This is a genomic window from Streptomyces sp. NBC_01571 (genome assembly GCF_026339875.1).
GTDB lineage: Bacteria > Actinomycetota > Actinomycetes > Streptomycetales > Streptomycetaceae > Streptomyces.
The window spans coordinates 3,965,278-3,979,615 of the sequence record NZ_JAPEPZ010000001.1; the positions used below are offsets into that span (position 1 = coordinate 3,965,278).

13 protein-coding genes are annotated in these 14,338 nt (G+C 71.8%); 12 read left to right on the forward strand and 1 reads right to left on the reverse strand.

The genetic code is table 11. The features are described from left to right. The first annotated feature begins 94 nt into the window (after positions 1-94). From OHB41_RS17810 to OHB41_RS17830, 5 genes are all read left to right on the forward strand, one after another. Positions 95-709 carry an RNA polymerase sigma factor gene (locus tag OHB41_RS17810; RefSeq protein WP_266699223.1) on the forward strand — a complete coding sequence of 205 codons (615 nt, stop codon included), beginning with the start codon at positions 95-97 and terminating at the stop codon, positions 707-709. After that, positions 706-1,656 (forward strand): zf-HC2 domain-containing protein, encoded by a 951-nt coding sequence (locus tag OHB41_RS17815; RefSeq protein WP_266699224.1) that lies wholly within the window; start codon positions 706-708, stop codon positions 1,654-1,656. Before OHB41_RS17810 ends, OHB41_RS17815 begins: the two co-directional genes overlap by 4 nt. A 68-nt stretch (positions 1,657-1,724) precedes the next feature. Beyond that, the gene (locus OHB41_RS17820; RefSeq protein WP_266705943.1) at positions 1,725-2,477 is read left to right on the forward strand and encodes an ABC transporter ATP-binding protein; all 753 of its coding nucleotides are present in this window, start codon (positions 1,725-1,727) and stop codon (positions 2,475-2,477) included. Beyond that, positions 2,474-4,105, forward strand: coding sequence for a hypothetical protein (locus tag OHB41_RS17825; RefSeq protein WP_266699225.1), 1,632 nt, complete (start codon positions 2,474-2,476; stop codon positions 4,103-4,105). Before OHB41_RS17820 ends, OHB41_RS17825 begins: the two co-directional genes overlap by 4 nt. Then, a complete protein-coding gene (locus OHB41_RS17830) occupies positions 4,102-4,761 on the forward strand; it encodes a hypothetical protein (RefSeq protein ID WP_266699226.1) in 660 nt (219 codons plus the stop codon). Before OHB41_RS17825 ends, OHB41_RS17830 begins: the two co-directional genes overlap by 4 nt. 63 nt (positions 4,762-4,824) lie before the next feature. Here OHB41_RS17830 and OHB41_RS17835 read toward each other — a convergent pair whose 3' ends face one another. Next, complete coding sequence (locus OHB41_RS17835; RefSeq protein WP_266699227.1) at positions 4,825-5,361, reverse strand: HNH endonuclease; 537 nt, start codon at positions 5,359-5,361, stop codon at positions 4,825-4,827. Between the two features lie 272 nt (positions 5,362-5,633). On the opposite strand from OHB41_RS17835, the gene OHB41_RS17840 reads away from it, so the two are divergent. The 7 genes from OHB41_RS17840 (at position 5,634) to OHB41_RS17870 (ending at position 13,876) form a co-directional block, all read left to right on the forward strand. Further along, on the forward strand, positions 5,634-6,743 hold the full coding sequence (locus OHB41_RS17840) for a mechanosensitive ion channel family protein (RefSeq protein WP_266699228.1): 1,110 nt from the start codon (positions 5,634-5,636) through the stop codon (positions 6,741-6,743). Positions 6,744-7,103: 360 nt separating this feature from the next. Continuing rightward, positions 7,104-8,315: an ROK family transcriptional regulator gene (locus OHB41_RS17845; protein WP_266699229.1), complete on the forward strand. Its 1,212-nt coding sequence runs from the start codon at positions 7,104-7,106 to the stop codon at positions 8,313-8,315. Between the two features lie 69 nt (positions 8,316-8,384). After that, entirely contained in the window at positions 8,385-9,722 is a 1,338-nt protein-coding gene (locus tag OHB41_RS17850; RefSeq protein ID WP_266699230.1) for an ABC transporter substrate-binding protein, read from the forward strand. A 14-nt stretch (positions 9,723-9,736) separates the two neighbouring features. After that, complete coding sequence (locus OHB41_RS17855; RefSeq protein WP_266699231.1) at positions 9,737-10,681, forward strand: carbohydrate ABC transporter permease; 945 nt, start codon at positions 9,737-9,739, stop codon at positions 10,679-10,681. A 20-nt stretch (positions 10,682-10,701) separates the two neighbouring features. Beyond that, positions 10,702-11,598 (forward strand): carbohydrate ABC transporter permease, encoded by an 897-nt coding sequence (locus tag OHB41_RS17860; protein WP_266705945.1) that lies wholly within the window; start codon positions 10,702-10,704, stop codon positions 11,596-11,598. A gap of 2 nt (positions 11,599-11,600) precedes the next feature. Continuing rightward, positions 11,601-12,866, forward strand: coding sequence for a 6-phospho-beta-glucosidase (locus OHB41_RS17865; RefSeq protein WP_266699232.1), 1,266 nt, complete (start codon positions 11,601-11,603; stop codon positions 12,864-12,866). Beyond that, positions 12,863-13,876, forward strand: coding sequence for an N-acetylglucosamine kinase (locus OHB41_RS17870; protein ID WP_266699233.1), 1,014 nt, complete (start codon positions 12,863-12,865; stop codon positions 13,874-13,876). Before OHB41_RS17865 ends, OHB41_RS17870 begins: the two co-directional genes overlap by 4 nt. The last annotated feature ends 462 nt before the right edge of the window (positions 13,877-14,338 follow it).

Genomic DNA, 14,338 nt, shown 5'->3' on the forward strand with positions numbered 1-14,338 from the left:
GAACAATGTGCTTTTGGTCACGTTCTGTTCCGGCTCGGACCTGTGGGCCGTGCGGGAATGAACCGGTGGTTCCGACGGGACCGATAGACGGGGTGTGAGACTGTTCCGCCCCGTGAGGGGCCACCGGGAGGACGCCACGGACGCGGCACTGCTGCGAGCCGTCGCGGACGCGGACTCGGCGGCGCTGGCCGCACTGTACGACCGGCACGCCGGATGGCTGCACACGCGGCTGACCCGGCGCTGCGGTGATCCCGAGGTCGTCCGGGAGGTGCTGCAGGACACCTTCGTGACCGTGTGGCGGTCGGCGGCCGGGCACCGGGGCGCGGAGGCGGGCGGCTGGCTGTGGACGATCGCGGCGCGCCGGCTCGTCGACGCCCGGCGGGCGCGGGAGCGTGCCGTACGGGTCGAGCGGGCCGAACAGACCGAGTACGCGGCACCGCGGCCCGTGCCCTCCGCGGAGGAGCGCGTGCTGGCGGGCCTGGAGTACGGGGACGTGGGCACGGCCCTGGACCGCATCTCCCCCGAACTGCGCGAGGTGCTGCGCGCCACCGTCGTCGACGGGCTGACCACGCGCGAGGCGGCCCGGCTGCTCGGGATCCCCGAAGGCACGGTCAAGACCCGCGCGATGCGGGCGCGCGCGGAACTCAGGTCGGCGCTCGCCCACCTCAACCCCTCTGTGGACCCGTCACCGCTGGGAGGCCCGGCATGACCGGCTGGCACGCCGCCGACGATCTCGTCGCCCGTTACACGGACGGCACCCTTCCGGAGCCGGACGCGTGGTCCCTGGAGAAGCACCTGGAGAGCTGCGGTTCCTGCGCCGCACGGGCATCCAACGCGGCGCTCGCGGGGGCCGCGGGGCCGGTCCTGGCGCGCGTGCGGGACGCGGTCCTGGACACCGTCCTGCACCCGCCCCGGGATCCGCTTCCGGCTCCCTCGCTTCCCCCGGCCGCGGCGCCCGCACCCTCGGCGCCGCGGCGCGCCCGGGCCGCCGGGGGGCGGCTCGGGCGGATCGTCTGGGCCGCCGGGCCCGCTCTGCGCGGCGCCTGGACCGGAGCCGTGCTGCTGGTGGCCGTGGGGGCGCTCGCGCTGGCGTACGGCGGCGGGTCCGACAGCGCGCGCCCGCTCCTGTTGGCCGTCGCGCCGGTGGTCCCCGTCGCCGGGGTCGCCCTCTCCTACGGCCGGCACGCCGACCCGCTGCACGAGCTCGTCGCGACGTCGCCCTCCGGCGGACTGCGGCTGCTCCTCACCCGGACGGCCGCCGTACTGGCGGTGAGCGTGCCGCTGCTGACGGCAGCGGGGCTCCTGCTCCCCACCGTCGGTCCGCGCCTGCCGCAGACGCCCACGGCGGCGGCCTGGCTGCTGCCGGGGCTCGCCCTGACGCTGGCCACGCTGGCGTTGTCCGGGTACACGAGCTGTCGTACCGGCTCCACGGTGGTGGGCGGCGGCTGGCTGCTCGCGCTGACGGCACCGCTCCTCGCATCCGGCGGCCCGGGCCTGGCGGCCACCGGCTCGGGCCTTACGGAGCGTCTCTCCCAGCAGCTCTCCCTCTACTTCACCGGCGCGCCCGCGCAGTGGGGATGGGCGACGGGGTGCGCGCTCTGCGCCCTGCTGCTCGCCGCGCGCCGCACCGCGTACGACCGTCTGGAGACGATGTGAACAACCCTGTCCCGCGCGGCACTTACCCGGAGGACGGGGGTCCGGTCGCCGGACCCGCCGCGATACGGGTGTCTGGGCTGACCGTCCGGCACCGCAGGACCACCGCGCTCGACGCGGTCGACCTGGACTTCGGCCCCGGCGTCCACGGGCTGCTCGGTCCCAACGGCGCCGGCAAGACCTCCCTCATCCGGGTCCTCGCGACCGTGGCCGAGCCCGCCGGGGGCCGTGTGGAGATGCTCGGCAAGGATCTGCGCCGGCACCGGGAGCGCAGCGCGTTCCGCCGTGAACTCGGCTACCTGCCACAGGACTTCGGGTACTACCCGGGGTTCACGGTACGGGAGTTCGTGGCGTACGTGGCCTGGCTGAAGGAGGTTCCGGCCACCGCCGCCCCGGCCTCGGTCGAACGGGCCGTGGCCCGGGTCGGGCTCACCGACCGCATCGACGCGAAGGTCCGGACGCTGTCCGGCGGCATGGTCCGCCGGGTCGGCATCGCCCAGGCCATCGTCAACGACCCCCGCGTCCTGCTCCTCGACGAACCCACCGCGGGACTGGATCCGGAGCAGCGCGTCGAGTTCCGGGCACTGCTGCGGGAGCTGGGCGAGGAGTCCACCGTGATCGTCTCCACCCACCTGGTGGAGGACGTGGCCGCGGCGTGCACGGGTGTGACGCTGATCGAGGCGGGCCGGGTCGCCTATCGCGGCACCCCCGGGACGCTGGCCGCCCTCGGCGCGGACGGCCACGAGTCCGACGGCAACGCGATCGAGCGCGGCTACACCACGGCCCTGCGCGGTCACCGCGCGGCGACAGGGGCGGCCCGATGACCGTACGGATCCGCCCGGACGACGACCGCCCGGCCGACACGGACGCCCTGCCCGGCACGGCCGGCACGGCCGGCACGGCCGGCACGGCCGGCACGAAAACCACGGCCGGCACGGACGCCCCGCCCGGCGAAGCCCCGTGGACGCGTCGGCGGCCCGAGCCGGCCGACAGCCACCCGGCAGAACCACCACCCCCACGGACCCGGCCCCGCGACAACCGCCCGGCAGACTGTCGGCCCCGGCCCCACGAAAGCCCCGGGACGGGCCCGCGGACCCGGGGCGTGCCCGCCCGCGCGGCGGCCGCCTCGCCCCACCCCCTCCGGATCGAGTTCCTGCGCGGGTTCGCCCCCTGGGCGGCCGCCGCTCTGCTGCTCGCTCTCGCCTGGGCACTCGCCGCCACGGCGGCGCAGTGGCAGGGCAGCTGGGGTGGGACGACGGACAGGCTGAGCACGGCGACCAGCGTGATCGCCATTCCCTTCGCCCTTGCCGCGGGAGCCTGGCAGGGCGGCCGGGAGCACCGGCGGCGGATGTCGGAGCTGCGGGCCTCGACCCCTCGTACACCGCTCGCCCAGCTCCTGACGGCCGCTCTGCCGCTCGCCTGCGCGCTGGCGGGGGCGTACCTGGTGGCGGCGGCCGGCGCGCTGCTGGCCTGCGCGCCCTACGCGTCGGCGGGCGGCCCGGTCCCGACCGTCTTCGCCGGGGCCGCGCTGTCGATCGTCGCGTGCACGCTGCTCGGCCATGTGGCCGGGCGGGTGATGCCCTGGCGGCTGACCGCTCCCGCGTTCGCGATCTGCGGATACGTCATGGCCATCACCAGCGGTATCGGCTCGCGGTCGGCTCCGGCCGCCCTCGCCCCCGCCTCGCTGCGCCCGTTCGGCGACGGCTACCTCCCGGTCTGGTGGTACCCCCTCGTATCGGCCCTGTGGGCGGTCGGCCTCGCCGCCGCGGTGGTCCTGGCCCATGCCGCACGCCGCCGTGTCACCGCGCTGCTGCCGCTCGCCGCCGCTTCCGCCGCGGCCGTGCTGCTGGTCCACACGGGTGACGGGATGGTGCGCGACAACCCGCTCGCGCACCGCCAGGTGTGCGACGAGTCGACCACCCCGCACGTCTGCGTCAACGCCACCCACCCGGGCCTGCTGCCGGAGGTGAACCGCGCGCTGTCGGGCCTCACCGGGCGTCTGCGGGGCGTACAGAATGTGCCGGTCCGCTTCGAGGACCTGCCGCGCTCCCCCCGCGCGGACGAGGCACAACTGCCGACGCTCACCCCGTTCGGCTGGAGCACCGTACGCGGGGAACTGACCGATCCGGAGCAGTACGCCTGGGAGGCCGCACAGCTGATGGTCCGCGTCGATTGCGACCGGTCGCCGTCCACACCGCGCGTCCAGGCCACCGACCAGGCCGTAATGCGCTGGCTGGCCCCCGCCGACATGGAGGACGACCTCCGCGAGGACTTCGTGGCATCGGCCCGGCAGCGGGGTGACACGGAGGAACTCGCGCAGTACCGCGCCGAGGACCGGGCGTACGCGCACCTCGCCGCTCTGACCGGCGACGAGCGCCGCTCCTGGCTCGGCCGCTACTTCGCCACAGCCCGCCGATGCGATCCCGACGCGAGCGAGGTCCCGTCCCTGTGAACGTCCCACGCGAAGTCACCCGGCCGGTCCCCCGCACCCTCCCCGCCCACTCCCGTGCCGCCCTCACCCTCTACGCCCGCTCCCGTGCCGTCCCGGCCACCCTGGCCGCCCTCGCCTGTGCCGCCCTCCTCACCATGTGGGCGGCGAGCGTGCCGGACGCCTTCCTCGACCCGTACCGCAGGGTCCCGCTGGTGTCGCTGGCCCCACTGGCGGTCTCGGCGGCGATCGGTGCGAGCCTGCACGTGTACGGGCGGGACCTGGACGACACCGCGGTGCGCCCCTGGTGGCCCAGGCGCCTGGCCCACCTGCTGGTCCTCACCACGCTCGGCGCCACCGCGCTCGCCCTCGCCCTCCCAGGGAACGCACAGGTGTTCGGTTCGGCGGCGATGGTCCGCAACACGCTGGGTGCCGTCGGTGTCACCGTGCTCGGGGCGGTGCTGTTCGGCGCCCGGGCCGGCTGGATGCCCACGACGCTGTACTTCAGCACGGTGTACCTGTCGGCCGGCTCGCCCCGCATGAGAAGCGCGACGATCCTGACCTGGCCCGTGCAGACGGGCCCCCAGCGGGGCGCGTGGGCCGCCGCCCTGGCGCTGTTCGTGCTGGGCGCCGGGCTGTACGCGGTACGTGGCGCCCGCCCCGAAGGACCCCGCGGCTGACCACGGGGCGCACAGGGCGGGCCACGGCGCACCCGGGCCAGGGGTGCACAAAAGCCCGGATCGTCAGGCGGAAATGCCGTCGATCCGGGCCATCGCATCCTCCGCGCCGTACGGCTGCAGGTAGGGCAGCCAGCGCGGGTCCCTGTGCCCTGTTCCGATGATGCGCCAGGCGAGCCCCGTCGGCGGGGCCGGTTTGTGGCGCAGGCGCCAGCCGATCTCGACCAGGTGGCGGTCGGCCTTGGTGTGGTTGCAGCGGCGGCAGGAAGCCACCACGTTGTCCCAGGCGTGCTGACCTCCGCGGGAGCGCGGGATGACGTGGTCGACGCTGGTTGCGACGCCACCGCAGTACATGCACCGGCCGCCGTCGCGGGCGAACAGTGCCCGACGGGTCAGCGGAACGGGCCCACGGTAAGGGACCCGCACAAACCTCTTCAGCCGGACCACGCTGGGTGCGGGGACAGTAACGGTCGCGCTGTGCATGAAGGCGCCGGATTCCTCGAGAGAGACGGCCTTGTTCTCAAGGACGAGGACGAGCGCGCGGCGGAGCGGTACGACGCCGAGTGGCTCGTACGACGCATTGAGGACCAGGACATGCGGCACGGATGCCTCCTTGTACGCCGGCGGCGCGTGGCTCGCGCCGGGACGATCTGCAGTCAGTCTCCCCTCTTGCCTGGTGGAAGCGCCACCATGTCCCGGTAACGGGCTGGGAGTGTTTTCGACCACATTCTGTTCATCCCCAGGTGAGTACTGTCTCTCCCCCGAACATCACAACGATCCACACACGATGCCCCGTTAGTGTGGTTGTTCTGCCCGGCGGCGCCCATACCTGTCCCCGAGCCGTGGGCAGACCGCTACGCCTGGAGGTACCTGCTGTGTTCTCGACCGTCCTGCGGGCCGCAGGGTCCAGTCCGTCGCCCTCCCCCTCGGCGACGACGGACCCTACGGTCGCCACGCTCCAGGACGCCCAGGAAAGCGCGACCAACGCCGCGAGCTGGGTCGAGCAGAACTGGTCGACATGGCTCGCGATAGGTCTGCGCGTGCTGCTGATCCTGGTCGTCGCGGCGGTGCTGAGAGTGGTCGTCCGGCGGTCGATCACCAAGCTGATCGACCGCATGACCCGCACCGTCCAGGCGGTCGACGGGACGGCCCTCGGCGGCCTCCTGGTGAACGTCGAGCGCCGCCGCCAGCGCTCCCAGGCCATCGGCTCCGTCCTGCGCTCGGTGGCGTCCTTCCTGATCATCGGCACGGCCGCCCTGATGATCCTCGGCACGTTCGAGATCAATCTCGCCCCGCTGCTGGCCTCGGCCGGTGTCGCCGGTGTCGCCATCGGTTTCGGCGCCCGCAACCTGGTGACGGACTTCCTCTCCGGCGTCTTCATGATCCTCGAGGACCAGTACGGCGTGGGCGACACGATCGACGCGGGGGTGGCCTCCGGTGAGGTCATCGAGGTCGGTCTGCGCGTCACCAAGCTGCGCGGTGACAACGGCGAGATCTGGTACGTCCGCAACGGCGAGGTCAAGCGCATCGGCAACCTCTCCCAGGGCTGGGCCACCGCCGGCGTCGACGTCCAGGTCCGCGCCTCCGAGGACCTGGACCACGTCCGGTCCGTGCTGAACGAGGTCGCCGAGGCGATGAGCAAGGAAGAGCCCTGGAACGAGCGCCTCTGGGGCCCGGTCGAGGTCCTCGGCCTGGACAGCGTGCTCCTCGACTCCATGGTGGTGCGGGTGTCGGCCCGGACGATGCCCGGCAAGGCGCTCTCCGTCGAGCGCGAGCTGCGCTGGCGCATCAAGCGCGCCTTCGACGCCGCGGACATCCGCATCGTGGGCGGACCCACCGCGGCCGTGGACGAGGAGCTCGTCGACCCGTCCGCCGCGGTGTCGGCCCCGTCGGCCCTCGGCAACCCGGCGTCCCCCCAGTCGGAGGCGGCCGCCCCCATCCCGGTCCCCGTCCCGGGCCCGACTCCGTCGAACGCGCCGAAGTAGGCCCCGGCCGTACGCCAGGGAGGGGGCGGCACCCGGGTTCTTCCCGGATGCCGCCCCCTCGTACGTACCAGCTCATCCAGGAGCGGTCGCGGACTCCAGCCCGGCGGCCCCGGCCATCCGACACACCGATGTCGCGCGCCCCTCACCCACCCCGACCGAGCGGGACAGCCCCGGTCCCCGCCCCCGTAGGTAACGACTCGGTTGCCTCGGGGGCGGTTTCTCTTGACGCCTCCGAGGCCTGCGGCCTACGGTCCTCCCACCAATAGGAAACCTTCCTAACAATGATCTTGCGGTGGACTTCCCCGCGACCACCCTGGGAAGCTGAGCGACCGGGCAGTTGAAAGGCAGGTGTCGACACACATGGCAGGATCCGCCGGCACGCCGGGCACCCCGCGCGTCCTGCGCGCCATGAACGATCGCGCCGCCCTCGACCTGCTGCTCGCGCACGGGCCGCTCTCGCGGACCAGGATCGGAAAGCTGACCGGGCTGTCCAAGCCCACCGCCTCCCAGCTCCTCGCCCGGCTGGAAGCGGCCGGACTGGTGCTCGCCACCGGCACCAGCGAGGGGCGGCCGGGCCCCAACGCCCAGCTGTACGCGGTGAATCCGGTCGCCGCCCACGCGGCGGGCCTGGACGTCACCCCCGAGCGCATCCTCGCCGCCGTCGCCGACGTGACGGGCCGGACCGTGGGTGAGTACGAGCTGCCGACGCCCGGCCGGCGCCCCGCGCAGCCCGTCGTACGCCAGGTCACCGACGCCCTCGACGGCGCGGTGAAGGAGGCGGGGCTGGCCCGCGACGACGTCCACCGGCTCGTCATCGGGACACCCGGCGCCTTCGACCCCAACACCGGACGGCTGCGGTACGCCTCCCACCTGCCCGGCTGGCACTCGCCGAGCCTCCTCGACGAACTCGCTGCCGCGCTGCCCATGCCGGTCGAGTACGAGAACGACGTCAACCTCGTCGCCATCGCCGAACAGCGGCTCGGCGCGGCGCGCGGACACGAGGACTTCGTCCTGCTGTGGAACGAGGGGGGCCTGGGCGCCGCCCTCGTACTCGGCGGACGGCTGCACCGCGGCTGGACCGGCGGCGCCGGAGAGGTCGGCTTCCTGCCGGTACCCGGCGCACCCCTCGTCCGGCAGGTGACCAAGGCCAACAGCGGTGGCTACCAGGAACTCGCCGGTTCCCAGGCCCTCCCGAAACTCGCCCGCGAGCTGGGCGTCCAGCCGATCCCCGCCGGGTCGTACACCGAGGTCGCCGCCGCCCTCGTCGGCCAGGCCGCCACCCGTGACGAAGGCCCCCACCGCAGGCTCCTGGAGACGTACGCGACCGGACTGGCCACCGGTCTCGCCTCACTCGTCTCGGTGCTCGACCCCGAACTCGTCGTCCTCAGCGGCTCCTCGCTCACCGCCGGCGGCGAACCGCTGCGCGCCCTGGTGCAGGCCGAGCTGGAGGAGCTGGCCGCGTCCCGCCCGCGCCTCGTGGTCGGCGACGTACACGAACACCCCGTGCTGCGCGGCGCGTTGGAGAGCGCGCTGGCGGCCACCCGCGACGAGGTGTTCGACACCTCCCGCTGAACCCCCTCGACCCACTCGCCCGTCCCGCCCACACCACCGCCCCCGGCCCTGCCCTAGGGAGACACCGCCATGCCCGGAATATCCAGGAAAGTCGCCACCGCACTCGCCGCTTCCGCGTCCCTCGCCCTGCTCACCACCGCCTGTACCGGCCAGTCGGACTCCAGCGCGAACGACGACGCCTCCAAGGAGACGACGATCAACTTCTGGCACGCCTGGAGCGCGCCGGGCGAGGTCCAGGGCGTGAAGTCCCTGGTCGCGGGGTTCGAGAAGGCGCACCCGAACATCCACATCAACATCGTCGCCAACATGACCGACGACAAGATCAACCAGGCGCTGCGTTCCGGCGGTGACAAGGCGCCCGACGTGATCTCCTCGTTCACCACCAACAACGTGGGCAAGTTCTGCTCCTCGGGCGCGCTCGTCGATCTCAACCCCTTCTTCAAGAAGGCCGGTATCGACGCGACGACGACCTTCCCGAAGGCGATGAACGAGTACACCCAGTTCGACGGCAACCGCTGCACCGTGCCGCTGCTCGGTGACGCGTACGGGCTCTACTACAACAAGACCGCGTTCAAGAAGGCCGGGATCACCACTCCCCCGAAGACCTGGTCCGAATTCGAGTCCGACGCCAAGAAGTTGACCGTCACCAAGGGTGACTCGTACTCCCAGCTCGGGTTCATGCCGAACTACCACGGCTGGGAGTCGACCACCGAGCACTACTTCGGCCAGTTCTCCCCCACGTACTTCGACGAGAGCGGCAAGTCCAGCATCGCCAAGGACCCCGCTTTCGAGGCCGGGTTCACCCTCCAGAAGAAGCTCGTCGACGAACTCGGCGGCTACCAGAAGCTGGAGAAGTACCGGTCCAAGCTCGGTGACGAGTGGGGCCCCAAGCACCCCTTCCACACCGGCCAGGTCGCCATGCAGCTGGACGGCGAGTGGCGGCTCGGCATGGCCGAGGAGGCCAAGCCGAGCTTCGAGATCGGCGTCGCCCCGCTGCCCGTTCCGGACGACCAGGCCGACCAGTACGGCAAGGGTTACATCACCGGCACCATCGCTGGCATAGCGGCCACCAGCAAGAAGCAGAACGCCGCCTGGGAACTGGTCAAATACATGACCACGGACACGGACGCCGTCGTCGGCTTCGCCAACGCCATCCACAACGTCCCCTCCACGCTCGCGGCACTCAAGTCCCCGAAGCTGAAGTACGACCCGCGTTTCAAGACCTTCCTGGACATCGCCTCCAACCCGAACTCGACGACGACCCCCGCGTCCATCAACGGCGGCACCTACCTCGTGACGATCCAGCAGTTCGGATACGACTACGAGAGCGGCAAGGCCAAGGATCTGAAGGCCGGTCTGCAGAAGACCGCCGCACAGATCGACACGGACATCGCGCAGGCGAAGTAGGAAGCAGTACGGACATGAGCGCCACCTACACCCTGCGCGCCAAGCGACGCCGGGCGGCCCTGAGAACAGCCGCCTTCATGTCGCCCTGGCTAATCGGCTTCGCGGTCTTCTTCGCCTATCCGCTGCTCTCCACCGTCTACTTCTCGTTCATGCACTACGACGGCTTCAAACCGCCGACGTGGAGCGGGACGAAGAACTGGTCCTACGTCTTCCGGCACTACCCGCTGTTCTGGCCCGCGCTGCGCAACACCCTGTGGCTGGTCCTGGTCATGGTGAGCCTGCGGGTCGTCTTCGGACTCGGTGTCGGACTCCTCATCACGAAGATCAAGACGGCTACGGGCGTCTTCCGCACCCTCTTCTACCTGCCCTACCTCGCGCCGCCCGTCGCCGCCACGATGGCCTTCGCCTTCCTCCTCAACCCCGGTACGGGGCCGGTCAACTCGATCCTGGAGAAGGCCGGCATCCCGGCGCCCGGCTGGTTCAACGACCCCAGCTGGTCCAAGCCCGCCCTCACGCTGCTCGCCCTGTGGGGCATCGGCGACCTGATGGTCATCTTCATGGCCGCGCTGCTGGACGTACCGACCGAGCAGTACGAGGCGGCGGAGCTGGACGGCGCGTCCGCGTGGCAGCGGTTCCGGTACGTGACGCTGCCGAACATCTCGCCGATCGTGATGTTCGCGGTGGTCACCGGCGTGATCCAGACCATGCAGTACTACACACAACCGCTCATCGCCGGGAAGGTCGCGTCGGGCGTCATCCAGGGCGCCGGTACGCAGTTCGAACCCGGCTACCCCGACAAGTCGACGCTCACCCTGCCCCAGCTCGTCTACAACCTCGGCTTCCAGCGCTTCGACTACGGCTCCGCCTGTGTGGTCGCGCTCGTGCTGTTCGCCCTGTCCATGGTGTTCACCGCGTTCCTGATGCGGCGCCGGGGCGGTCTCATCCAGGCAGGTGACTGACCATGACCCAAGCACCTCAGGTGTCCCGTGTACTCGACCGGACGGCGGAGCCGCGGACGAGGACCGTCTCCCCCGCCGAGCGCACCGCCCGCCGCAGGACGCTCCTGGAGTGGATCGCGGTCCACGCGCTCGGCGTCGCGGCCGCCCTCTTCTTCGTCCTCCCCTTCGTGTTCGTGTTCCTCACCTCGCTGATGAGCGACACCCAGGCACTCAGCCGTGACCTGATCCCGCACACCTGGGAGTGGGGCAACTACAAGAAGGTCTTCGACACCCCGGGCTTCCTCACCTGGTGGAAGAACACCCTGCTGTACGCCGGCGCCGGCACCGTCCTGACCGTCGTGTCGTCGATCCCCGTCGCCTACGCGCTCGCCAAGTTCCGCTTCCGCGGCCGGAACCTGTCGCTGATGCTGGTCATCTCGATGATGATGCTGCCGCCCCAGGTCGTCATCATCCCGATGTACCTGTTCTGGGCGAAGCAGCTGGACCTGTCCGGGACCCTCTGGCCGCTGATCATCCCGATGGCGTTCGGCGACGCCTTCTCCATCTTCCTGCTGCGGCAGTTCCTGATGACCATCCCGAACGAGTACCTCGACGCGGCGAAGGTCGACGGCTGCGGGGACCTGCGGACCCTGCTGAAAGTCGTCCTGCCGATGGCGCGGCCCGGGATCGCCGCCGTGGCCCTGTTCCAGTTCTTCTATGCCTGGAACGACTACTTCGGGCCGCAGATCTACGCCTCCGAGAACCCCGGCGCCTGGACCCTGTCCTACGGCCTCGAATCGTTCAAGGGCGCGCACCACACCGACTGGAATCTCACCATGGCCGCGACCGTACTGGTCATGGCCCCCGTGATCCTCGTGTTCTTCTTCGCGCAGAAGGCGTTCGTCGAGGGCGTCACGCTCACCGGAGTGAAGGGCTGACTATGAAACTGGCAGTAGTGGGCGGGGGCTCCACCTACACCCCTGAACTCATCGACGGCTTCGCCCGGTTGCGGGACACCCTGCCGGTCGAGGAACTGGTCCTCGTCGACCCGGCCCCCGAACGGCTGGAGCTGGTGGGCGGCCTCGCCCGGCGCATCTTCGCCAAGCAGGGACACCCGGGCCGGATCGTCACCACCGACGACCTGGACGCGGGCGTCGAAGGCGCCGACGCCGTGCTGCTCCAGCTGCGCGTCGGCGGCCAGGCCGCCCGCGAGCAGGACGAGACCTGGCCCCTGGAGTGCGGTTGCGTCGGCCAGGAGACGACGGGCGCGGGCGGCCTCGCCAAGGCGCTGCGCACGGTGCCGGTGGTGCTGGACATCGCCGAGCGCGTCCGCCGCACCAACCCGAACGCCTGGATCATCGACTTCACCAACCCCGTCGGGATCGTCACCCGCGCCCTGCTCCAGGCCGGACACCGGGCCGTCGGACTGTGCAACGTGGCGATCGGATTCCAGCGCAGGTTCGCCGCGATGCTCGGCGTCGCGCCGACGGACGTCCATCTGGACCACGTGGGCCTCAACCACCTCACCTGGGAAACCGGCGTGCGCCTGGGTGGCCCCGAGGGCGACAACGTGCTGCCGAAGCTGCTCGCCGAGCACGGCGACGCCCTCGCCGACGACCTGCGCCTGCCGCGCGACATCATCGACCGGCTGGGCGTCGTCCCGTCCTACTACCTGCGCTACTTCTACGCCCACGACGAGGTCGTACGAGAGCTGCGCACCAAGCCGTCGCGGGCCGCCGAGGTCGCCGAGATGGAACGGGAACTGCTGAAGATGTACGGCGACCCGTCCCTCGACGAGAAGCCGGCGCTGCTCGCCAAGCGGGGCGGCGCCTACTACTCGGAGGCGGCCGTCGATCTCGCGGCCGCGCTGCTCGGCGGGGGCGGCAGCCCCTACCAGGTGGTGAACACGTACAACAAGGGCACGCTGCCGTTCCTGCCGGACGACGCCGTGATCGAGGTACAGGCGGCGGTCGGTCCGCACGGGCCGACACCCATGCCGGTGCAGCCCGTGGACCCGCTGTACGCCGGGCTGATGGCCAACGTCACCGCGTACGAGGACCTGGCGCTGGAGGCCGCCCTGCGCGGCGGCCGCGACCGGGTCTTCCGGGCCCTCCTCAGCCACCCCCTGGTCGGCCAGTACGCGTACGCCGACGCCCTGACCGACCAGCTGATCGCGCACAACCGGGAGCACCTCGCGTGGGCATGACCTCATCGGGATCCGAAGCCGGGACGGCCTCCGGGTCCGGCCCCGCGGGTCCGGTGCTCGCCATCGACGCGGGGAACAGCAAGACCGACGTCGCGGTGGTCGCGGCCGACGGCACGGTGCTCGCCACCGCGCGCGGCGGCGGGTTCCGGCCGCCGACGGTCGGTGTCGACGTGGCCGTGGACGCGCTCGCCGAGGCGGTCGGCCTGGCCTTCGCCGACGCCGGGATCGCCTCGGTCGCCCATGTCTCGGCATGTCTGGCCAACGCCGATCTCCCGGTGGAGGAGGAGCAGTTGGCGGACGCGCTGCGGGCGCGTGCGTGGGGCGCCGGCGTGGTGGTGCGCAACGACACGTTCGCGATCCTGCGGGCCGGGATCGCGGAGCCGCGCGGGGTCGCCGTGGTGTGCGGCGCCGGTATCAACTGCGTCGGCATGCTGCCCGACGGCCGCACCGCCCGCTTCCCCGCGCTGGGCCGCATCTCCGGTGACTGGGGCGGGGGTTGGGGGCTGGCCGAGGAGGCGCTGTGGCACGCGGCGCGGGCCGAGGACGGACGCGGCGGTCCTACGGCGCTGACCCGCACGCTGCCCGGCCACTTCGGGCTCGACTCCATGTACACGCTGATCGAGGCGCTGCATCTCGAACACATCGGGCAGGCGCGGCGGCACGAGCTGACGCCGGTGCTGTTCGCCACGGCCGTGGACGGGGATCCGGTGGCCCGTGCGCTCGTCGACCGGCTCGCCGACGAGGTCGTCGCGATGGCGACGGTGGCCCTGGCCCGGCTGGACCTCATGGACGAGGAGGCACCCGTCCTCCTCGGCGGCAGCATTCTCGCCGCGCGCCATCCCCAACTCGACGACCGCATCCGCGAACTGCTCTCCGAGCGGACTCCCAAGGCGGTCCCCCAGGTGGTCACGGCCCGCCCCGTGCTCGGCGCCGCGCTGCTGGGCCTGGATCACATAGGTGCCGTGGGCGAGGCCCACACCCGCGTACGGGGGTTCTACGAGGGTTCCTGAGGTCACCCGCCCCTGGGGGCCGGCGCCCCCAGACCCCCGCTGTCGGCCTGAACGGCCTTGTCCTCAAACGCCGGACGGGCTGGAGATGCGAGCCCGCGCCGGATGGTTCCAGTCCGGGCTGGAGGTGTGAGGCTCGCTGAACGGCTGACGGCCGGGGTCATGCATTTCAGCCCGTCCGGCGTTTGAGGACGAGCCCTTCGGGCGAGCGGGGGTCCAGGGGGCGGAGCCCCTTGGCGGGGGTCTGGGGGTGGAGCACCCAGGTACGGCCACCCGAGGCAAGGGAACCGAACGGATACCGAACGCGTATTCATGGTCAGGGGGATCCCGCACACCACACCGTCGGAATCCGAACAAGATCCAGTCAAGGCCTGTGCGGATGTCGGCCCCGGCGGCGATACTTGCGGCCGTGCACCTCCCCTCGCGCTCCCGCGCGCGCGGGGGACGGTGACCGACGGATGACCA